Source organism: Sphingomonas sp., assembly GCF_039594485.1.
GTDB lineage: Bacteria > Pseudomonadota > Alphaproteobacteria > Sphingomonadales > Sphingomonadaceae > Sphingomonas.
This window is the reverse complement of the sequence record NZ_JBCNNI010000046.1, coordinates 1-18,730: the sequence shown is the minus strand read 5'-3', so window position 1 is coordinate 18,730 and position 18,730 is coordinate 1. Positions and strand designations below refer to the sequence as shown.

Below are 18,730 nucleotides of genomic sequence, written 5' to 3'. Positions count from 1 at the left end.
CTTAAACGATGAACTGGATGCGCGCCGCGAAGACGCGGAATTGGTTGACCAGGTCGGGCGGGATCAGAGCATTGACGCGACCGGGATCGGCCTTGTCCCGCTCGACGATCAGGTCCGCCATGAACTGGTCGAGGTTCTCGACCAGGCCCGCGTCCTCCAGCTCGCGGAACAGTGCGATCAGCTCCGCCCGGATGACCTTGGGCGTGACGATCGCCTGCCCGGCCGTGGCGCGGGTGTCGTCGCTGGCCAGCTTGTGGCGCGGATACTTCGCCAGGATGCGCGCACGGACGGCATAGCGCAGATAGCTGAGCGTCAGCGGCGTGTTGACGTCGAGAAAGGCGGCGTCCTCGATCCCGAACGGATTGACCTGATAGGTCGTGATCGCCCGCTCGATCAGCACCGCGCCGCCTGCGTCGACCGTCCATGTCGAGATGCCATCGCGCAGCAACAGGTCGCGTTCGGTCCGGGTGAATCGATCCCCCTGCGCCGGAGCGGTAAGACCGGGGAGCGCCAACGTCTGGAACGGGCGGGCCGGATCGATCGCGCCGTGAAAGCCGACGACGGCGGCGAAGGTCGCGGCCCAGCGATAGGGCGCCTGCGGCGCGGCCTTCGCGCCGATGATCGACAGGTGCGGCGAGTTGCGCGCGTTGCCGATCGCCGCCAGCGCCGCCATCGTCCCGCGGGCTCCAAAATAGACCCGGCCGTCGATCATCTCCATGGCCGACCAGCGCCGCGCCATTTCGACCTCGGCCGCCGCCATCGTCGCCGCATCGGCGAAACCGACGACGATCGTCGAATAGCTGGCGTCGCCGATCGCCGCGATCGCGGTAGCGAAATCGGGATTGCCCGCGCCGCCTGCAAAGGGGGTGAAGGCCAGTCCGACACCGGCCGGATAGCTCTCCCCCTGATAGAAGTTCGCGCGGGCGTCGAGGTCGTTACCGGTCGTGCCCTTGTGCCGCGCGGTCAGGGTGATGACGGCGGCGGCGCTGGCAGCGGTCACGGGCAGGTCGGGCAGCGCATTGACGGCGGCGGCAATGGCCGTCGCGATCGTCGCGGGCGCATCGGCGGCGGCGACGCCGACCTTCACTGCTACGCCATCGATCATCAACGCGATGACCCCGGCCGCTGCGGCGGCGGCGGTCACGGTGATCTGAGCGGTCGCAGCGGCACCACCTGCCAAGTCGCTGAGCCCGACCGCCCACAACTCGGTCAGGTCATCGCCCGCACGAAAGGCGGCAGCCATGGCGTGGAGCATCGACCCGCGACCGAACGCCTGCGCCGCCTGATCGGCGGAAACGATGCGGGTCGGCGTCAGGGCCGCGACTCCACCGGTCGCCAGGCGCTGCCCGATCAACAGCGCTTTGGTCGGCGCGGGCGGCAGGCCGGACACGGCGCGCGACGCGTCGAACTCCAGATATGCGCCCGGCGTGCGCAGCGAGACGGGGATCGTCGAGAAACTGATCGTCATCGTTACTTCCTCTTGGCGGGCGCGGCGGCCTCGGTGGTGTCATCGGTGGCGGTGACGTCCTGATCGTCGAGGCGACGACGCCAGAAGGCGTCGATCTCGATCGCCTCACCTTCGTCTTTCAGCAGCTCGCCAGCGGGCTTGCGGACGCGCCGACCATCGGCCGGGCGCAAAGTCTGGATCGTCATGGGAACCTCACATGGTCGGTGGCATCGGCGGTGGCGTCGGCGGGCAACTGGACGCCCGGCTTGGCGGGATCGGCGTCGACATTGCCGAAGGGACGGATGTCCCAATTCGCGTGAAAGGCCGTGAAGTCGGCGGCATCCTCGCCGATTTCGAGGAACGGCACGGTAAACCGGGTCGTGAAGCGAAGCGCCCATAGGCTCGTCCGGCGAAGCGCGTCTTGCGATGCCGATCGGACCTGCGCGACCTCGACCAGGGACAGCTCCGACATATCGAGCCCCAAGTCCTGCCCGGCCAGCAGCCCGGCGGCGTCGAGCATCAGGCGATAGGAGCCCGGTTCCGTCGTCGCGCCGTTCGCCAGCGTGCGCCCGTGGCGGGTCGCTTCCTCGTCGCGCAGGTTGGTGTCGGCGACGACCAGGCCGAAGCTCGCGGTCGCGATCGGCCCGTTATTGCTGTCCTCGATCTTGTCGAAGCCCCCGAACACGACCCAGGCGGCAGGTGTGCGAAGCGTACCCTTGTTCTTGAAATACTGGTCCCAATCCTCTGGATATGTTTCCAGCGTGGGCCAGCGATAGGGGATCGCGCCGCGCTCGGCCGCATAGGCCAGCCGCGCGAGCATCGCTTTTTCGACGGCGGCGATCACTGCTCGATCTCGGCCACATAGTCGTCGAACTGCGCCTCGATCTCTTCCGCGTCGTCGCGGCTGAGCCCCAAGAATTGGCGCTTGGGCAGCTTGACCGACCGCACGATGCGCAGCTCGCCGCGCAGCATGAAGGCAAGTCCGCGCCCGGATTTGGAGGTGATGGTCGCGCCCTCGTTGTGCGCCCGCGCGTAAATCTTGTTTGACCCGATCTCGACCCGGTCGGCGCTGGCGATGTAGCGGACGGAGAGGCGAAGCCCGGCGGTGTCGGTCAGCGTCTTGCCGCCCTCTTCCTGCGCGCGAAAGCTGGGCGTCCACTTCTGACCATCGGGGCCGCGTTCCTCGTCGAACCGTTCGAGGGTCGACGTCTCCAGCACCATGCCGATGCGGTCCATCAGCTCATGGATATCGCCGGTGCGGACATAGAGCCCATGGAGCTGGCGTTCGAGGCGGGCCTGTCCCTGGACGCTGAGAGTGAAGTCGACGGCCATCAGAAGCCGTCCATCTGATCGCGCGAGAAATGGCGCTCGCGCGGGGCGATGACGATCGCGCCCGGCCGGGCGGGCAGCTGCTCTTCGCCTTGGTCGAGCTTGATGGTCCCGGCCGCGATCTTGGCCAGCATCGCCATGGCGTCCTTTTTGGCGTCGACCACGGCGTCAGGTGGCGTGTCGCCACTCAGGCGGTGATAGGCGAGCGCCACCGCGATCTCGGTCAGCAGCGGCGCGGGCTGGCCCAGCCGATATTTCACGGCGACATGACCGTCGATGATGACCGACGCGGCGCGGATCGCGTTGTCGACGCGCGCCTGATCGATCACCCCAGCGCCGCTTTGGTCGGTCAGCTGGATGAGATCACGCTCATCATGGCAAGCGAGGAGATCGGCGAGCGTCGCGTACATGGGAAGGTCAGAAGCCCTTGAGAGGGATGACCCGGCCGCCATCAAGGGCGACCGGGTCACGGTCGATCAGTCGTCGCTCTTGGGCTGCGACTGTTTGCGGGCAGGCTTGGCGGGCTTGCTCGCGGTGTCGGCGTCGGCTTCGGGAGCGGGGTCCGTTGCCGTGTCTTCCTTGCCCGTGTCGGGCTCCCCGCCTGCGGAATCCCCGGAACCGCCCGCCGTCTGTGATTCCGTTCCGGCGGCTTCGCCGGAAGGCTGGGCTAGTGTGCCGCCTTCCGAAGCCTGACCCGCGTCGGTCGACGCGGCAGGCCCGCCGGGGTTCGGGATGATTTCGCCGTCCTGAGGGAACGGCACGGCGGCCAGCCCCTCAAAGGCATCCTGCACAAGCTGGCGGATGTCGTCGTTCGCCATCGCGCCCGCGATTTGCCCAGCCGAAAGACCTTCGGTGGCAGTCGCCAGCGCATCGAGCGCGGCCAGCTTCTGAAGGTCGCCGGACAACATGACATATTCACTGTCATCCCCCGCCTCGACGACGAGTCGGGGATCGCGGGCCATGGCGAGGACCTGCGACGGCGTGACGTCCTCGCTGGTCAGCGGCGTGGGCTCGACGTCGAAGCGGAAGCCTGCCCGGCGGATGCTGCCCGCCGGAGCGCGGACGCGAATTACGCGAGCCATGGCGAACTCACCAGCTCGGCAGTCCCGGCCCACTCGTTGTCGCCGCCACCGTCTTTCTTGGTGTTGACGACAATCCGCTTGCCCGCGCCCTCCAGCGTCGGCGACACCAGCAGCTTGCGCGGGTTCAGGCCGAGCGGGCGGCCATAGTCGCCCTTCATCGACATGAGGGCGGCGCGCGCCTTCTCGTAGTTTTCCGGCGTCAGCGGCTGGCGCGAGCCCCACGCCATTTGCCAGAAACCGAACCCGGCATTGTACCGGCCGTCGACGCCATACTCGAACTCCTTGCGGCGCCAGACGTTTTCGTCGTCCGGGTTGTCCTTCGCCTCGAACACGGGCTTCTGACGGTTCTGGAAAATCAGCGGCTTCAGCGGACGGGAGTCGTCGAAGAGACACCAAAACGCGCCGTTGCCGCCATCGGTGTTGGCGACCGAAACCTCGGAACCGCCTTCGTCGAGCACCGGATGATCGGTGTCGAAGAAATACTGACCGTCATAGCAGAGCGACGTGAATCCGGCCTTCATCAGCGGATAGCAGAGCTGCGACGGATGGGCGGTGGTCGACCGACCCATTTCTTGGAACAGCGGTGCATAGACGCCGTAATTGTCGTCCTTGATCGCGTTGCGCGGGACGCCGATGGTCAGCTCGAAATCGCGGTTCTTGATCGTGTAATCATGCAGCGCGACATTTTGCACGACACGATCGCCCAGCCATTCCCGCATACCGGGCACCTGACCGAGCCAGCCATATTCTTCCTTGCCGGTGGTCGAGGGGACTTCGGTCGCGATCATGAGGTGATCGGGGGTCGCCATGCCCAGGCCCTGGGTAAAGTTGGCCTTGAAGCCGACGCCCAGCCCCCGGAGGTTTTGTCCGTTGATAATCATCTTACCCGCTCTTCCTTAGTTCAGGGTGATCCAGACGCCTTGAGCGTCGACGTCGAAGACCTTGCCCGCTGGCGAACGGGTGCCGCCGCCATCGGTCTTGGCGACCGTCTGATTGTCGACGAGGTAGACGGTCTTGCCGATCTCGGTCCGCGTGATCGCATCACCGGCCGCGCTGTTGGCGAAGCGAAAGGTGCCCTTGCGGACGACGACTTTGACCGCGCCGTCGGCCCCGCCCGCGTTGTCGACGGTCTCCTCGAACCGACCGTCCGCGACCAGGCCGAGCGCGCTGGTCGCCATGACGGCGAAGCCTGCGGCATTCAGACAGGCAATGGTGCCCGCCAGAACCTTGCCGCCTGCGGGAAGGTCACGGGCGACGGTGCCGATCGTGACCAGCGGCGTGTTACGGGGTTGCGTGGTCGCGGTCATTCGCCGTCCTTTCGCGCCTGGAGGTACTGATCGGTCGACAGGCCCAGCGAGCTGGCGATCGCGCGCTCGTCATCGGTCAGAATGTCGGATTTGGGATCGACCTTGCCGCCGCCCGAACTGCCCGGCGCGAGGATGACCGGCGCGGTTTCGATGAACGACGCGAAGGCCGCCCGATTTGCCGGGTCCATCGCCCAGGTCTTGAGCGATGGGGCCAGCTTACCCGCCGCGATCGCGCTGGCGACCGCCGCCTCATGCTTATCCCCCTCGATCGCAGCAAGGCGGTCGTTGACATGCTTCAGCTGCTCGATCGGCACGAACTTCGCCGGATCGTTGGCGGCCTTGATGTTCGTGATGGCGCTGGCGATCGCCGCACTATCGGCACCGGCGGTCAGACCCAGCACACTGGTGGCCGACGCCAACGCCGTGGAGGCTCCGGTCAGCTCGCCGATCTTGGCCATCGCCTGCTCTTGGGTGGCGTCTTCCGGCAGGCCGAGCGCCTGAAGGATCGCCTTCAACAGTTCATCCATCGCTGATTGCACTCCAGTGAGCGAAGAGGCGGCAACCGCCGCCAGGTTGAAATTGGGGGTGTTGGTCAGCCCGGCATTGATGATGCGGGTGACGTTTCCGGCCTTGTCGTGCAGGAAATAGGGGCTCGTGTAGCGATACTCGCGCGCGGCGATCGCGGCGGCGGCGGCATCGGTCCACTCCACGTCCGCCCAGATGCCATCATCCTGCGCGTGCAGCTGCTTGATCCAGCCGGACGCCACGGCTTTCCCGGCAACCGCCGGGGCGCGGACGGCTTGATGGTCATAGTCGAACATCAGCTCCACCAGGCCTTGTGCGGCGGCGGTGGCGGCGATGATCTTCTCGGCATGGGCGCGGTCGGCGATCGTGTACGGGCCTAGCCCGTTGCGCCCCTGCCACGTCCCGATCGGAAACAGCTGGACGCGCTTGGTCGGGTCGACGATCTCGATCGCCGATCCGACAGCCGTCTGAAGAGTGGAATTGCCCCGCAACATGGGGCGGTTATGTCAGGGGGAGCGGCACGACCTGACCTGAAGGATTTCAGGCGAGGTCAGCGGCTCCCGACTTCATTGAACAGAAACGCCGACATGTCTATATCGACGGTGTGTTGCGCACCGTTTCGGGCGTTCGGTCTAGGCTTCGTGCATAAGACAGCGCAACCACTTCCCCCACATCAGCGCCGTCGCAGGCTCGCCAGGATCAGACGGTATTTGCGCACCTCGAACGCAGCCGAGTAGCGATCGGAGCCGATCGTCGCGGTCACGAAGATGCGCGCCGCGCCCGACCTCGACACCTTCGGATTGCCATGGTTGATCTTGCCCGCCGCGAGGATCTCCAGCGCACGGGCGATATCCTCCGGCCGGATCGGCTTTTGCCCGCGCGCGTCGGCGGAGTGGCGGCGATGGATATGGCGGACGAAGCCCGCCTCCAGTCCGACCGACTTCGGCACCTTCAGCCCCAGCTCGCGCAGGCGACCGGCGACGGCATCGGGCAATGCGCCAACCCGGTGATCGGCGGCACCAGGCGCACGCGCGATCGCCGCTTGCGCGAACTCGATGGCGGTCGGTTCCTTGCGCTTCCACGCGAGCTTGCCCTTGCGCAGCGTGTCGAGATCGATGTCGCCATGATCGACCGTCCAGCCATCCCGGCCGACGTCGACCACGCGACGCGCGCGGCCGATCCCGTCCAGCGTGACATAGCGTCGCATCAGAACCGCCGCGCCATTCGCGCCCCGGCCCCAGCTCCACCAGATTTCGTGCGGGTCGACGATCGTCTCGCCAGCGCCGCCCACATCGCCTTGCGGCATGACGGTTTCGCCGTTGCGCTTGAACCAATCGAACGACATGGCGAGCGGCCAGCCGCCGCGATCGGTGAAGACCTTGCCCTTGCGGACGTCACCGGCCTCCATGCCGAACGGCTTGAAGAACCCCGCCAGTTCAGCCGCACCATTCGCGCGCATCGGCCGCGCGGCCGGGGGTTTGCGTTCGCCGGGCGCGGGCGGCAGCGGCGCGGGCGCTAAGCCGGAAAGCCGCGATTTGCCGACATTGTACGACCAGCCCGCGTCGATGCCTTCCTCCAGCTCGGAGACTTCGCCGGTACGGTTGTTGACCCACTTCTTGACCGGGAAGGCAGGCGGTTCGTCCGTAACCTCCCACTTGTTCTTGGCGAGCTGGCGGGCGTTGTAGGCGACGGCGGTACAGCGACAGTTCCAGCCGCACGGGCCGTAATGGGTATCCCACCAGGGATCGTCGACCGGCTTGATCGTGCCGTGCCAGGCGTGATGCTGCGGACGCTCCCGGCCATCCATGACCGAGACGTAGCGCAGGAACGGGAATGCCTTCTTCTGCCGCTCGATCCGGTCCCACCGTCCGGCCTGATAGGAGGCGCGGGTGTTGACCGCGAAGATGGTCTTCAGCCGGGCGGGGCTGCCCAGCTGGACGGTCTTGATCTCACCGGTCAGCGGGTCCGCCATTTCCTTGCGGCCCCACCACCCGAGCTTCTGAAGCGTCGGCGTGAGATTGGCCTGAAACGTCTCCAGCGTCGTGCCGTTGACGATCGCCGCATCCACCTCCGCCCGGATCGTCTCCAGCACGTCGCGCGTCATCGCCTTGGCGACGGTGAAGGATCGGCCATGCTCTTCCTGCCACACGTCCTGCCAGGAATAGCCGAAGGTGAAACCCTTCGACTGGAAACGGTCGACCGCCTCCTTTGGCGGCGCGACGGGGATCGGCTGGGCATCGGCCATGGTCAGGATGCCAGCAGGCGCAGGCCATTGGCGAGCGTCACGGCCCGACCGTCCGCCAGTGTGATGATCGCGGGCGGCGACCAGCGCTTGCCCTGATAGGCGACGATGCCGGACCGGATCGGCACGAAGCCCGCGACCGCGCCGATTGCCCGATGGTGGCCGACCTTGGCGAGGCAGGCATTGACGGTGGCGGACGCGTTCAGCGTGTAATGGGCGCGGCGCTGAATGCCGGTGGCGTCGGCGATCTCATGAAACACCGTTGCCGCGCCCTCGATCGCGATCGGCGCACGTAACGTGACGCGATCGTGCTGCCCCATCTCAGTGCCAGGCTCGACCAGCAGCCCGAGCGCGACTCCACCCGCGTCATGGTCGAACCGTGCCACGTCGGGGGCCGCCGTACTCAACGTCCCATCAGACTTGCGATAGGGCGCGGCGGTCGGGCGGCCGAAGGTGAACAGCCCGGCGAAGCTCATGCCTCGCCTCGCGCATCGATGTCGCCCGCCAGCCGTGCGCCGAACCCGGCGCGCGCCAGACGCTCGGTCAGCAAGGTGACGTCCATGCGCTCGATCGCATCGACCAGCTTCGCCTTGATATCGTCGAGGCTGGACGCCTGCGCGACGACGTCGCGAACCGGATCAAGGATCGGCTCGATCAGTTGCTCCCAATCGCCCAGGGCCATTGCGGCTGCATCGTCCACATTGTCGGCGATCGCCGCCGGGGACGCATCCGCCACGGCCGCCCGGCCCCCGATAGGCGATTCAGAAGGTTTCAGAAGGCGTGAGAAGGCATCCACGCCGTTTTCCGGTATGCCGGGGCCGCTCCGCCCGCCCTGTGCGCTCTGAGCGGCTTGTGGCGCAGCAACCAAAATCCGGCCGCCGGGCTTGGGCGCGGGCAGTCCGGCACGGTTGCGCATCTCGTCGGCATCGACCTGCGCACCCAGGGCGACCAGCGCCGTCGCCGCCTCGACCATCCCCTTCACATCGACCGCGTCCGGTCGGCCGATCCGCAACCGTGGGTAGCGACGACGCACGCCCCGGTTGAGCATAATCATCGGCTGGATCAGCTGCTCGTTGAGTGTGGCGGCGACCAGCACGGCGTCGGCGCGCTCGATGTCGCCACGGACATTGTCGTGAACTTTGTTACCGCCGTCGCCCAAGCCGCTATGCTTGCTGTCGGTCGTGCCGGTCTGGCCTAGAACTACCTTCGACAGCTGACTGTCGCAATATTCGGCCTTCGATCGCCACAGGTCATTGGGCGCAGTGCCCGCCTTGGCGTCGATGAAATCGACCTCCATGGTCTTGGGGAAGGCGGCGGCGGCATCGCTGCCCAGGCTCGCCAGGGCATCGAGAAGGACATTGATGTTCGTCTCGGTTTCGCCGTTGTCGTATTTGCCGACGCGGATCGGCATCCCGTAATTTTCGAGGAAGGCAACCCAATCCTTGATCGCGTAATTCTTGAACATGTACGACCAGGCCGCCGCCCGCGCGATGCCGGACCGGATCGGCAGGCCCGACTTCGCCGGGTGGTAATGAACGATGAACTTCCCGAACGGCAGCGCCTGGAGCCCGTCTATGTCGCGAAGCATCAGCGTCTCGCCGGTCACGCGGTCGAACTCGAAAAAGCGGGGGTCACGCCACTTCAGCTTGACCGGCAACCACGCGGTCGAGGTAAACTGCCAGATAATCTCGATCGCGCTGACACCCTTTCCGACGGCGTCCAGCATGTCGAAAATTTCCGGCTGAAGCATGTCACGGTCAAGCAGACCGTCGCGGATGAACTGGGCGTCTGCCTTCGCCTCCTCGTCGTCGCCAGCCGCGATGACCTCGACAGGCAGCTGCGATACCTGCCGCTTCCGGGTGCCCATAACCGACAGGTAATGGAGGTCCTTTTCCTCCATCTCTTCCGCCAGCTCGAAATAAGCGACCGCATCACCGTCCTCGGCCGCGCGTAACAGCCGCGCCAGCTTGACCGGCGTCAACCCCTGCGCGGGATGACCCGACATGATCGACCGCACGCCCATCGTCGACGGCGCGGCGATCTCGCGGGTCAGCGTCTCCGGCCGCATTTGCTGACCATTGGGCCAGACCAGCGGCGGCGGGGCGGCGGGTGATGTTGTAGCTAGGGCGACCATGTTGCTTCCTTGACCGGCTGGACCTATGATCGGTCCTGACTTGGGCTCGGTTCAGGATCGTTCACACGATCGCCGTAGCTAACTTGGGGGTCGGCTCGCGCTGGCCCCCTTTCTTTTTCAATAGGCACCCGGTCCGAACCGCGACCCGCGACGACGTTGCGGCCGATCGCCACCATTGCGCTTGTCCGTCGCGGCTGCCTTGCTGACGCTCCGGTACTGGTAAAGTGCGGCGGGAAGGTCCGCCGCCCGGCTTGCCAAGGCGTAGGCCCAAAAGCGGTCGGCGTGGACCTTGCCGTCATTGACGATCCGAACGTTGCTGTTCTCGATCGACCCGGATTTCTTGATCGCCATGAGGTCGGACCGGGTGCGCGGGTCCTTGCGGATGCGGATCGTGCGTTCTTGGAACCGCTTCTGTAGCGATATCGCGAGGTCCAACCGGTTCGGCCCTTGGAGCAATACGCCGACGACGCGCGCGCCATGTTCGAGTATGCAATCCTCGACCACCTTTTCACCCATACCGCCCTGATCGACCCAGGCCGCGCCGATCCGCCGCGTCGCGAACATGCGGTCGAAGAACTCGTCTTGATGCGCGAAGGTCTGACCAACCTCTTCGTAGGTATCGCGCTGCCAGAGCGTGCCCCGGATCAGCTCCATCAGATATTGGACCTGCCCGTCGACGCGGCGCGCGACGTCACGACCGAGATAGGCAATGTTGCCCTCGTACAATTCGGGCTTGCCGCAGTCGTCATGCTCGCACGCGATGATGTCCTCCAGCGAGATCAGCGAGCCCGATCCGGCCTTGGGCACGCAATCCAGCTCCTCTTCGGCATCGTCACCGTAGAAGGCGCGGATTTCCGCTTCCCACTGTTCCTTGGGCGGCAGGACCGCGCCCTTGGTCTTCGCGACCAGTGCGACGCGCTCATAGAGCCCATCCGCCAGCGCGTCGGCGAAGGTGATCGTCACGACCTCGCCTGCGCGCTTGCCCTCGCGCACCTCGTCCAACAGCACGTTGAACGCATTGCCGACGCCGTCATGCGTGGAAATCACGATGACCTGACCGCCCCAAATCAGGAGCGCCATGGCCGACTTCAGAACCTCGTCGACATTCTTGTGGAACGCGGCCTCGTCGATGACGACGATACCCTGCTTACCGCGCAGCGCACGCGGCACGCTGGGCAACGCGGTGATCTTGAAGCCGGAGGCGAAGCGGATGCGAAAGACCTGGATCGACTGCGACTTGCCGCTGTCATCCTCATATTCCAGTACCTCTTCGCCGATCTCCCCGCCGACGATCCCGAACGCCTTGGCCCACATGGCGCAAACCTCGATAAATTCGAGGGTCATGTCCTTGTCGTAACCCATGTACCAGCCGGACTGCCCGCCCGCGTTCATCGCCGATGCCGCGCGCAGGACCAGATAGCTGGCGATCCCCCAGGTCAGGCCGATGCGGCGGCTCTTCTCGACCAGCATCAGCGCGGTGCCGGCGAACAGCTTGTCGATCGGCCGTTGCTGATACTTCAACAACAGGTCGCCACGCGGCAGACGCTCGGTCAGCTCGGCAAAGCTCAGACGATCGGCAAGGCCGTCGTCGGTCAGGACGCCTAGGCCGCTCATGCGTCGCTGCCCAGCACCGCCTTGCGGATGAAGTCGACCGTATCGGCCGACAGGCCCTTGGCCTTGGCGGCTCCCTCCGCCTTCTTAGCCGCTTCTTTGGTCGCCAGCTCCTTGGCCTTTATCATCCGGTCGCTGTTGGTCTTCTCGGCCGATGCCAGCGACTGGAGGGAGCGCGCCAGGAACATCGCCTGTTCGGGGTCGAACAAGACGGGCTTGGCCTCGCCGGTTTCCGGGTCGATCTCGGCGGCCGTGATCGTCTGCATTACGACCGAGTGCATCAGCTCCAGATTGGCGCGGGCCAGCCGGTTGTCCGGTTCCTCCCCGAACTGGGCGACCAGGGCCTCGCCGATCGCGCGGCTTTCGCGCATCCGGGTGGCGATCGCCGACAGCGATTTGACGTGACGGCCGAGCGCGGACCGCGACACGTCGACGCGCAGCTCGCCCAGCTTCGCCATGATCTCGTCGATCGTGGAGCCGTCACGGCGCAGCGAGGCGATCAGGTCGCGGACCTCGGCCGGAAGCCGGTCGATGGAGGAAGGGCGGTCGGGCTTTGCCATTACCGCCCCGGCGAAGGCTTCTGGATGCCGGGGATGGTCGAGCATCCGGCCTGGACGTCATGACCGCGATCGGTCAGCGTCGCGACGAACAGTCCGGCAACCGGTTCGGCCAGGGTGATGACCCGCTGTTCCTGCAACCAGGCCAGTTCCGATTTTACCGCATCCCGGCTGGCCGCCAGTCCCATCGACGTGACGGCTTGGTGCAGGATCGAAGAGTTGGTGCAATAGCCCGGCGCTTCCGCCAGCACGCGCAACAGCGTCAGCCGCAAGTGTGGCAGGAACGCGTCCTGAAGATAGCTCACCGATCAACCCCCCGTTGCAGAAAATAGCCTTCGATCCGCTGGACCCCCGCGTCGGTGCGGTCCGCCAGCTTCTCGATCCCGTCGAGCCGCGCACCGATCGCACCAATCTTGCCGTTCACATCCGCGACCTGTCCCTGGACCTTCACGACCTCGCCGCTGGAGGCGACCCGCGCCTCCATCTCGCGCATCTCGCTGCGCAACTGGTCGATCGCGCCCACCGATGCGCAGCCGGACACGGTTTTCTTCAAGGTCGTCACCTCAGACCCGATCGTATTGAGCTGGCGCTGAAGCTGCCCGGTGCCGACAGGATTGGCGCTGCCGCCGCGCCAGATGACGAAGGCGAAGAACGCGATGATCGCGATCCCGACGAAGGTTTCTGGATCAAGCGTCACTGTCCATTCTCCCGGCGATCGGCCCACATCGCCGCGCCTTTCGTTGCTGCGACGACGAAGCCGTCCAAGATGAGTCGAGCGCCGCCGCGCACCGCGCGGGCGACCATTTCAATCATGCCCAGGCCGGAAAAGCCCAGGCCGATCGACCAGCCGAGCGCGACGATTGGACGTTTTTCACCCGACACAATCAGCGCCAGTACGCCCAGCACCAGAAGGACGGTCAGGGCGGTGTTGCCCGTGCGCCCAAGCGCCGTGCCTGCCGCTGTTGCCGGTGCGACCCGGCGAGCCATCAGCACGCCTATGATGCCGAAGATGATCGACCAGATTGGCAGCTCAGCACCAAAGACGATGACAGCTACGGGGCCGACCGTATGCGGAGCATGGGCGTCCGCCATCGCGGCCAAACCGGCACCAAAGGTCGCGCCCGTCACGTATCGGAATGCATAATTCAAGCGCACGGGCATCATTGGTTGCCGCCCGAAAGGTCGGCATCCCGCAATGTGTAGGCCATCACGCCTTCGAGCCGTGAGGCATCGGTATCAATCGATCGCAGTTCACCTTTTGCGTACCAATTGACGCGGCCCGGATCACGCCCCTCGATCTTGTGAACGCCGGTTCCAAAGGCATGGTCACGGGCCTGCGCGACCTGCCCACGCTTTCCGGCATTGGCACCGGCGAGGATCATCACGTTGTCGCCAACTTTCATGCGAGTCTTACTCTCACCAAGCCATCGGAGGTGCGGTATAGGGCGCCAACATCGACGCCTGCCGCCGCAGCGGCGTTATCATCGGCAGCCGTTGTCATTCGCGGCTTGACCCAGCCTGCGAGCGTCTGCTCAAGCGTGACGCCCACGGATTCACGGAAATCCTGTAGCGGCATGCTATTGTCGGGGGCGTTGATGCCGAAGCCACGACGCCATACGATGTTACCGACAGCGTCGCGGATAATCTGCTGACCGTTTGCGCCGTCGGTGCGCTGCACCTCCTCGTAGATCGCGCCTTTGAACACCGTCTGGCGCGGGCGCAGATTGGCGTTGCCCGAGAACTTTATCTTGCGGCCGCCCAGGCTGTTGCTGCTGCTGAGCGCGTGATCCTCGGAGGCCGCGATCGGCTCCCCACCTTCGATCGCACTGTCCGTGAACAGGATGTCGCCGGCCAGGCAAGCCTTTGTCGTTATGCCGGTGACGTTGCAGTTCGAGCTACCCGCTCCAACAATCAGCCCCCAGCCGTGTGCGCCGCGAATGCCGACAGGGCCGATCGTGCTGCCCGGCGAACCGAACACCTTGATGCCCATGTCGATCCCCGTCCCGCCGTAGCCCGAGTTGACCGCTGACCCTCCAGTCAGGACAGTATTTGGCGCGTTCTCGATGTTTTTACCGCACTCGTAGGAGTTGACGACAATGTTGTCGGAAAGAACGGTGTCGTAGACCTTGCCCTCGCCAGTTCCGTCACCGAACGATCCTTCTAGGTGGAGGCCGTTATACGTCCCTGTATCGCTGATGCGATTTGCGCTGGCGACGTTGCCGGTAACGTCGATCTCGTTGGCGTTGAACGAAATACCTTGACCAGTGTAGCGAACGCGATTGTTCGTCATGCGGTTGAAGTTGCCATTTAGGAAGGCAAGCCCGCCGTCCGAAAAGCCCGAGACCCACAGCCCGTCCACTTCGCAGTCGTCCGCAAAGACCGCATTCAGGCCACCGCCGTTGACCAGCAAATTTCCATTTCCGTCGACGGGCGTGCCATTGATAAAGCGCGCATCGCCATACAGCCGCATGTTGCGCAGCCTGATGTTAGACAGAGGCGCTGCCTGCGTACCGATCGCCCTGAAAAGGTCCAAGCGATCATTGTTGACGAGGTGAATCGCGGAGCCGAAACCGTTGCCGTACAAGTCAATATTGCTGCAAAGGTTGAGCGCGCGGGTTACGAGGAAAACAGCCCTAGGAACAAGCAGGGAGCCGCCGCCCCTGTCGCCAACCCAGTTGATCGCCCTTTGGATGCCCGCCGTGCAATCGGTTCCGCCATCCCCCACGACGCCCTCGAAATCGACGATCGACGGAACCTGACGACCCTTGTCCCGCATGGAAATCAACGCCGCGCTGGAGCCGCCGATGCTGAAGTCCAGCCCTTCGGCCCCTTGCCGAACCAGCGCGCCTGTGGCGATCGGGACGTCATTCAATGCCACGCGGCTGACGTCGTCGATCTTGCCGGTGAAATCGCCCGATCGGAAAAAGTATATGGCGGCGGGTTTGCCGCTCGTGTCGGTGTCGTCGGGCGCGAAATTGTACGACCGGTTGCTGACCGGCGCGGCCTTTAGCGCTGCCCAGGTAGGGAACGTGCTGTTTGCGGCGCCGGGCGGTCCGACAAGCGAGCGAGGTTGGCCCCAACCGTTTGCCGTCTTCGGCCCATATTCGGTGCCGTTCAGCAAATCGCGGTAGAACTGACCCGCTAGGCCAAAGGCAGCGGCTGGCGGCCCGTTGCCGCTGAGCGTCAGCATCGACTCGCGCGTGGCTTTCGAGAGAGTCTCGAACTGAACCCATGCGCCTGCATCCTTGGCACCGGCCTTGCGATACCATCCATTTTTCAGGAGGTCAGGATCGGCAAAGACAAGACCGATGGACTTGTCGGGATAGCCCAGCTGACCGTTGAGGTCGGCGACGGTCGCCGTCGCCGTGTCCGTGGCGATGAACTTGCCGAAAAGAACCTTCAGGTCGATTACACCTTCGACACCGCCCGGCTCGGACACAAGAATTTGCGCGTCGGGGGACACCGCAGCGAGCTTCTGAACCTGATCGAAGGAACGCGTCTCACTCATGACATTGGGCCTTCGCATCCACGATGCGGCGCTCCAGCATCTCTTCCCGTGCGAACCGCCGACCGATCCATCGCAGCACTTCCCGGCTCGCCTCAATTACCGCGTTCGCTGGCATCGCCTCGGCAGGCGGCAGCGGGGCGGTGATTTCGGCCGGGCAGACGATCTGGCGCACGGTACGGGTTTCGACGACCGGATCAGCGGCGATCGCGGGGCGCGGCGTCGGCGAGTGCCCGCAGGCAGTCGTCGTCGCAGCGAGCGCGACCATCAGCGCCGATCGGCGCGCGGGCGATGACCATTTCATTATGGGCAGTCCTTGAAGCGTGGAGAGATTGGCGCGCCTCGGCCCGCGTCACGGCGGCATCGCGATCGCGACCGGCGGCGGCGAGCTGGTCACGCGCGTCGGACAGGTCGGCCCGCGCCGCATCGCGCTCGGCCGCGACCAGCTTGACCGATGCGCCGCACGTCGCGCGGATCGCCGACAGGTTTGACTTGGCCAAGGCGGCCTCGCACTGGTCGGCGCGGCGCGCTGTCTCGATCCGGTCTTTCACCGCGATCGGGCACGCGTCGATCGACGCGCTGGCCGACGGGGCGGCACGGGTGCATTGCTCCGAAAGCCGCACTTCCTCGCGCAAGCGCAGATGCTCGACGGTCAGCCAGGCCAGCGCGGCGATCAGCGCCAGCGGCGCGACGATCATGGCAATGGTGCGCCCCATTACAGCCGCCCCAGATTGTTGGCGCGGCTTAGCCATCCCGTCAGGAAACGCCTTTGCGTCGGGTCGCGGCGGACGATCGCCTGATAGCGCTCCGCCGCAACAGCCCGATACGACTGGATCAGGCTGGTCATGCCTTCGCCCGGCAGACGAATGACCCAATCGAACGCGGCACGAGTCTTGTCCCCCAAATCGCCATCGACCTTCAGAAGGTCGGGGCGGCCGGTGTAACCCGTGCGCTTGACTAGGATCGAATTGATCGACCGTTGCAGCATCTTGGCGGCGGCAACGAGGCCGCCATTCACGGCCTGATCGAACAGAGCCTCGCCGATCGGCGCGGCCCAGGTGTCGCATTTGAGCGGCCACCAGAAGCAACGATGGAAAAGGTAGCGCGCATCGGCGGGCGTGAGGGCGCGGATATCGTCGATGTCGATATCGCCATCCATATCGAGATCGAAATCCGCGATCCCGTCGCCATCGATGTCGATCTGCCCCTCATGGACGAGGAAGCGCAGCGAGACGCCGTATTTGGTCGCGCCGCCGCGATCCTTGGGATCGTTGACGAACCCGCCCTCGATGTCATGGACCCGCTTGTACGCTCGCGCGTAACGCTCGCTGAAAGCCTGCACAACGATGTCTGATTGCCCCTGTTCCATGGGGCCTTGGTGCCATCCCGACCACGGATGGCGGACCTGAAGTATTTCAGGCGAAGAGGTCTAGTTGATTGTCGTCTTTCTTCTGCGCCGCCAGCAGCTGATAGACGCGGCGCTCCGAATAATCGCAGGCCAAGGCGGCCTCCGCGACGGTCATTTCACCCGACAGCGCCAGTTCAATCACCTTCTGGCGACGGGTATGGGCTTTGGGCAACCGCAATACGGTTGACGAAAAATACTCGGAAAGCAATCCCGCCGCTTTCTCCCCGATCGCGGCGCGGATCACATTGTTGGGGCCGATCACCTTGGGGACATAGACATTCGTCCCGCCCAGCGCCTCGCAGAGCTTCATGAAATTCTTGGCACCGATGACGTGGATGACGTCCTCGATCTGCTCGCTGCGGACGGCGTCGCGCGTCACGGACGCTTCTCCAGCGGCTCAGCGGCGTCGGCGTAATATCCAGCCGCATAGCGCTCGCGCGCATCATCCATGTGACGGCAAAACCACGACCATGCGGCGTCCGGGTCATTGGATGCCATCACATAGAAATGGATGGCGATCGCCCGCGACGGCGGCATCCGCCCCGTCGTGGCGCGCTGGTCGAGATACCGGCGCGCCTTCTCCAATGCCGCTTCGACCTTGTCGGGATAGCTGTCCCAGCGCTCCTTCGTGGTTTGGCTCTGCAACCACCCCAAGCGCCAATAGCCCCGCACTGCCCGGTCATCATACGGGCAGTCTGCCAGCGGGATACCAGCATGGAATGCGCGCACGCCCGCGACCGCCGCCTCTTCCGCGCTGATACCCCGCCGCTTCACGCCAGCCGCCCGGCAGGCTGGCGCAACGTCCGGCCGAACTCGCGCGCGATCAGGTCCAGCTCTGACACGGTGCCCAGAGTCAGTGCCATCGGACAGTCGGTGCCGCCAAAGGCCACGACCGCCCGCTGGATGGGCCAGTCGGCCGGGACAAGGCCCGCCGCGCGCAGCTTGTTGAAAATCGCGACGACGAGGCGGCGCTTCAGGACGATCAGCGCCGCGCTAGGCTGGACGCCTTCAAGGCTCATCGACCAGCCATGCCGCTCGGCCATCGCCTTCAGCCCTTCGATCAGAAGGTAAGACTGCGACTGGTCGGCCCATTGCAGTTTGGCGCAGCCAAGCTGGCGCTTGGCGAACGCCTCCAGCGCCTTCTCCGACGAGTTGTGGATCGCCCCCAGGTGATAAAGGGATATCCATAGCGCTCGCGCCTTACCCGCCGCCGGATGGCTCGCGGGCTTCGCGCCGCTGGCCTTAGCCTTGGGGCGGAACCCCTTGGACTCGAACCGCTTGATGACGCGGTCCAACTCCGCGTCCGTGCACTTGCCTGCGCTGGCGTTGCCGGTGACGTCCAATAGGATCGCCTCGTAATCGTCGTCGGAAAGGTTCAGCTCCTTTTTCGCGACATGGACCTTGGCGAGCATCGACCGGCGATGCTGCGATGCCCGGTCGAAACGGGCCGGGATAGCCTTCAGGGCGCTCATATCAGCCACCTCAGAAAGTCGATGATGTCGGGCAGCGCGGTGCCCAGCGCCGCGCAGGCGCTGAGCTGGACCGCCTTCCACAGCAGGGGGTGCATGTCGCGCACCACCTGC

The 18,730-nt window shown here is 65.2% G+C and carries 25 protein-coding genes; all 25 read right to left on the bottom strand.

What is annotated here, in order from left to right; genetic code table 11:
• Window position 1 precedes the first annotated feature (1 nt).
• A complete protein-coding gene (locus ABDV78_RS17340; RefSeq protein WP_343528757.1) occupies window positions 2-1,468 on the bottom strand; it encodes a phage tail sheath subtilisin-like domain-containing protein in 1,467 nt (488 codons plus the stop codon).
• Window positions 1,469-1,470: 2 nt separating this feature from the next.
• A complete protein-coding gene (locus ABDV78_RS17335) occupies window positions 1,471-1,653 on the bottom strand; it encodes a DUF2635 domain-containing protein (protein ID WP_343528756.1) in 183 nt (60 codons plus the stop codon).
• The gene (locus ABDV78_RS17330) at window positions 1,650-2,291 is read right to left on the bottom strand and encodes a phage protein Gp37 (RefSeq protein WP_343528755.1); all 642 of its coding nucleotides are present in this window, start codon (window positions 2,289-2,291) and stop codon (window positions 1,650-1,652) included. Before ABDV78_RS17330 ends, ABDV78_RS17335 begins: the two co-directional genes overlap by 4 nt.
• The gene (locus tag ABDV78_RS17325) at window positions 2,288-2,779 is read right to left on the bottom strand and encodes a phage virion morphogenesis protein (protein ID WP_343528754.1); all 492 of its coding nucleotides are present in this window, start codon (window positions 2,777-2,779) and stop codon (window positions 2,288-2,290) included. Before ABDV78_RS17325 ends, ABDV78_RS17330 begins: the two co-directional genes overlap by 4 nt.
• Window positions 2,779-3,186 (bottom strand): DUF1320 domain-containing protein, encoded by a 408-nt coding sequence (locus tag ABDV78_RS17320; RefSeq protein WP_343528753.1) that lies wholly within the window; start codon window positions 3,184-3,186, stop codon window positions 2,779-2,781. The genes ABDV78_RS17325 and ABDV78_RS17320 overlap by 1 nt, the downstream gene beginning before the upstream one ends.
• Window positions 3,187-3,252: 66 nt before the next feature.
• Window positions 3,253-3,858 (bottom strand): hypothetical protein, encoded by a 606-nt coding sequence (locus ABDV78_RS17315; protein ID WP_343528752.1) that lies wholly within the window; start codon window positions 3,856-3,858, stop codon window positions 3,253-3,255.
• A complete protein-coding gene (locus ABDV78_RS17310) occupies window positions 3,846-4,739 on the bottom strand; it encodes a Mu-like prophage major head subunit gpT family protein (protein ID WP_343528751.1) in 894 nt (297 codons plus the stop codon). The genes ABDV78_RS17315 and ABDV78_RS17310 overlap by 13 nt, the downstream gene beginning before the upstream one ends.
• 15 nt (window positions 4,740-4,754) lie before the next feature.
• Complete coding sequence (locus tag ABDV78_RS17305) at window positions 4,755-5,165, bottom strand: hypothetical protein (protein ID WP_343528750.1); 411 nt, start codon at window positions 5,163-5,165, stop codon at window positions 4,755-4,757.
• Window positions 5,162-6,184: a phage protease gene (locus tag ABDV78_RS17300; protein ID WP_343528749.1), complete on the bottom strand. Its 1,023-nt coding sequence runs from the start codon at window positions 6,182-6,184 to the stop codon at window positions 5,162-5,164. Before ABDV78_RS17300 ends, ABDV78_RS17305 begins: the two co-directional genes overlap by 4 nt.
• A gap of 179 nt (window positions 6,185-6,363) precedes the next feature.
• Complete coding sequence (locus ABDV78_RS17295) at window positions 6,364-7,935, bottom strand: phage minor head protein (RefSeq protein WP_343528748.1); 1,572 nt, start codon at window positions 7,933-7,935, stop codon at window positions 6,364-6,366.
• 2 nt (window positions 7,936-7,937) lie between these two features.
• Window positions 7,938-8,408 carry a hypothetical protein gene (locus ABDV78_RS17290; protein WP_343528747.1) on the bottom strand — a complete coding sequence of 157 codons (471 nt, stop codon included), beginning with the start codon at window positions 8,406-8,408 and terminating at the stop codon, window positions 7,938-7,940.
• The gene (locus tag ABDV78_RS17285) at window positions 8,405-10,066 is read right to left on the bottom strand and encodes a DUF935 domain-containing protein (RefSeq protein WP_343528746.1); all 1,662 of its coding nucleotides are present in this window, start codon (window positions 10,064-10,066) and stop codon (window positions 8,405-8,407) included. Before ABDV78_RS17285 ends, ABDV78_RS17290 begins: the two co-directional genes overlap by 4 nt.
• Window positions 10,067-10,183: 117 nt before the next feature.
• Window positions 10,184-11,680, bottom strand: coding sequence for a terminase family protein (locus ABDV78_RS17280; RefSeq protein WP_343528745.1), 1,497 nt, complete (start codon window positions 11,678-11,680; stop codon window positions 10,184-10,186).
• Window positions 11,677-12,237, bottom strand: coding sequence for a phage protein Gp27 family protein (locus tag ABDV78_RS17275; protein ID WP_343528744.1), 561 nt, complete (start codon window positions 12,235-12,237; stop codon window positions 11,677-11,679). Before ABDV78_RS17275 ends, ABDV78_RS17280 begins: the two co-directional genes overlap by 4 nt.
• Window positions 12,237-12,539, bottom strand: coding sequence for a hypothetical protein (locus ABDV78_RS17270; protein ID WP_343528743.1), 303 nt, complete (start codon window positions 12,537-12,539; stop codon window positions 12,237-12,239). The genes ABDV78_RS17275 and ABDV78_RS17270 overlap by 1 nt, the downstream gene beginning before the upstream one ends.
• Window positions 12,536-12,931: a hypothetical protein gene (locus ABDV78_RS17265; RefSeq protein ID WP_343528742.1), complete on the bottom strand. Its 396-nt coding sequence runs from the start codon at window positions 12,929-12,931 to the stop codon at window positions 12,536-12,538. The genes ABDV78_RS17270 and ABDV78_RS17265 overlap by 4 nt, the downstream gene beginning before the upstream one ends.
• The gene (locus tag ABDV78_RS17260; RefSeq protein ID WP_343528741.1) at window positions 12,928-13,362 is read right to left on the bottom strand and encodes a hypothetical protein; all 435 of its coding nucleotides are present in this window, start codon (window positions 13,360-13,362) and stop codon (window positions 12,928-12,930) included. Before ABDV78_RS17260 ends, ABDV78_RS17265 begins: the two co-directional genes overlap by 4 nt.
• A gap of 32 nt (window positions 13,363-13,394) precedes the next feature.
• Entirely contained in the window at window positions 13,395-13,637 is a 243-nt protein-coding gene (locus tag ABDV78_RS17255; protein WP_343528740.1) for a KOW motif-containing protein, read from the bottom strand.
• Entirely contained in the window at window positions 13,634-15,742 is a 2,109-nt protein-coding gene (locus ABDV78_RS17250; RefSeq protein WP_343528739.1) for a hypothetical protein, read from the bottom strand. The genes ABDV78_RS17255 and ABDV78_RS17250 overlap by 4 nt, the downstream gene beginning before the upstream one ends.
• Window positions 15,735-15,914 (bottom strand): hypothetical protein, encoded by a 180-nt coding sequence (locus tag ABDV78_RS17245; protein WP_343528738.1) that lies wholly within the window; start codon window positions 15,912-15,914, stop codon window positions 15,735-15,737. Before ABDV78_RS17245 ends, ABDV78_RS17250 begins: the two co-directional genes overlap by 8 nt.
• 22 nt (window positions 15,915-15,936) lie before the next feature.
• Window positions 15,937-16,455, bottom strand: a complete 519-nt coding sequence (locus tag ABDV78_RS17240; RefSeq protein ID WP_343528737.1) for a hypothetical protein — start codon at window positions 16,453-16,455, stop codon at window positions 15,937-15,939.
• Entirely contained in the window at window positions 16,455-17,081 is a 627-nt protein-coding gene (locus tag ABDV78_RS17235) for a glycosyl hydrolase 108 family protein (protein WP_343528736.1), read from the bottom strand. The genes ABDV78_RS17240 and ABDV78_RS17235 overlap by 1 nt, the downstream gene beginning before the upstream one ends.
• Window positions 17,082-17,154: 73 nt before the next feature.
• Window positions 17,155-17,526, bottom strand: a complete 372-nt coding sequence (locus ABDV78_RS17230; RefSeq protein ID WP_343528734.1) for a hypothetical protein — start codon at window positions 17,524-17,526, stop codon at window positions 17,155-17,157.
• Window positions 17,523-17,921, bottom strand: coding sequence for a hypothetical protein (locus tag ABDV78_RS17225; protein ID WP_343528732.1), 399 nt, complete (start codon window positions 17,919-17,921; stop codon window positions 17,523-17,525). Before ABDV78_RS17225 ends, ABDV78_RS17230 begins: the two co-directional genes overlap by 4 nt.
• Window positions 17,918-18,619, bottom strand: coding sequence for a regulatory protein GemA (locus tag ABDV78_RS17220; RefSeq protein WP_343528730.1), 702 nt, complete (start codon window positions 18,617-18,619; stop codon window positions 17,918-17,920). Before ABDV78_RS17220 ends, ABDV78_RS17225 begins: the two co-directional genes overlap by 4 nt.
• Window positions 18,620-18,730 lie beyond the last annotated feature (111 nt).

Excerpts from the sequence above, each read along its gene's own strand:
- ABDV78_RS17340 (WP_343528757.1), bottom strand. The coding sequence starts at position 1,468 with ATGACGATCAGTTTCTCGACGATCCCCGTCTCGCTGCGCACGCCGGGC.
- ABDV78_RS17335 (WP_343528756.1), bottom strand. The coding sequence starts at position 1,653 with ATGACGATCCAGACTTTGCGCCCGGCCGATGGTCGGCGCGTCCGCAAG.
- ABDV78_RS17325 (WP_343528754.1), bottom strand. The coding sequence starts at position 2,779 with ATGGCCGTCGACTTCACTCTCAGCGTCCAGGGACAGGCCCGCCTCGAA.
- ABDV78_RS17320 (WP_343528753.1), bottom strand. The coding sequence starts at position 3,186 with ATGTACGCGACGCTCGCCGATCTCCTCGCTTGCCATGATGAGCGTGAT.
- ABDV78_RS17315 (WP_343528752.1), bottom strand. The coding sequence starts at position 3,858 with ATGGCTCGCGTAATTCGCGTCCGCGCTCCGGCGGGCAGCATCCGCCGG.
- ABDV78_RS17310 (WP_343528751.1), bottom strand. The coding sequence starts at position 4,739 with ATGATTATCAACGGACAAAACCTCCGGGGGCTGGGCGTCGGCTTCAAG.
- ABDV78_RS17305 (WP_343528750.1), bottom strand. The coding sequence starts at position 5,165 with ATGACCGCGACCACGCAACCCCGTAACACGCCGCTGGTCACGATCGGC.
- ABDV78_RS17300 (WP_343528749.1), bottom strand. The coding sequence starts at position 6,184 with ATGTTGCGGGGCAATTCCACTCTTCAGACGGCTGTCGGATCGGCGATC.
- ABDV78_RS17295 (WP_343528748.1), bottom strand. The coding sequence starts at position 7,935 with ATGGCCGATGCCCAGCCGATCCCCGTCGCGCCGCCAAAGGAGGCGGTC.
- ABDV78_RS17290 (WP_343528747.1), bottom strand. The coding sequence starts at position 8,408 with ATGAGCTTCGCCGGGCTGTTCACCTTCGGCCGCCCGACCGCCGCGCCC.
- ABDV78_RS17285 (WP_343528746.1), bottom strand. The coding sequence starts at position 10,066 with ATGGTCGCCCTAGCTACAACATCACCCGCCGCCCCGCCGCCGCTGGTC.
- ABDV78_RS17280 (WP_343528745.1), bottom strand. The coding sequence starts at position 11,680 with ATGAGCGGCCTAGGCGTCCTGACCGACGACGGCCTTGCCGATCGTCTG.
- ABDV78_RS17275 (WP_343528744.1), bottom strand. The coding sequence starts at position 12,237 with ATGGCAAAGCCCGACCGCCCTTCCTCCATCGACCGGCTTCCGGCCGAG.
- ABDV78_RS17255 (WP_343528740.1), bottom strand. The coding sequence starts at position 13,637 with ATGAAAGTTGGCGACAACGTGATGATCCTCGCCGGTGCCAATGCCGGA.
- ABDV78_RS17250 (WP_343528739.1), bottom strand. The coding sequence starts at position 15,742 with ATGAGTGAGACGCGTTCCTTCGATCAGGTTCAGAAGCTCGCTGCGGTG.
- ABDV78_RS17240 (WP_343528737.1), bottom strand. The coding sequence starts at position 16,455 with ATGGGGCGCACCATTGCCATGATCGTCGCGCCGCTGGCGCTGATCGCC.
- ABDV78_RS17220 (WP_343528730.1), bottom strand. The coding sequence starts at position 18,619 with ATGAGCGCCCTGAAGGCTATCCCGGCCCGTTTCGACCGGGCATCGCAG.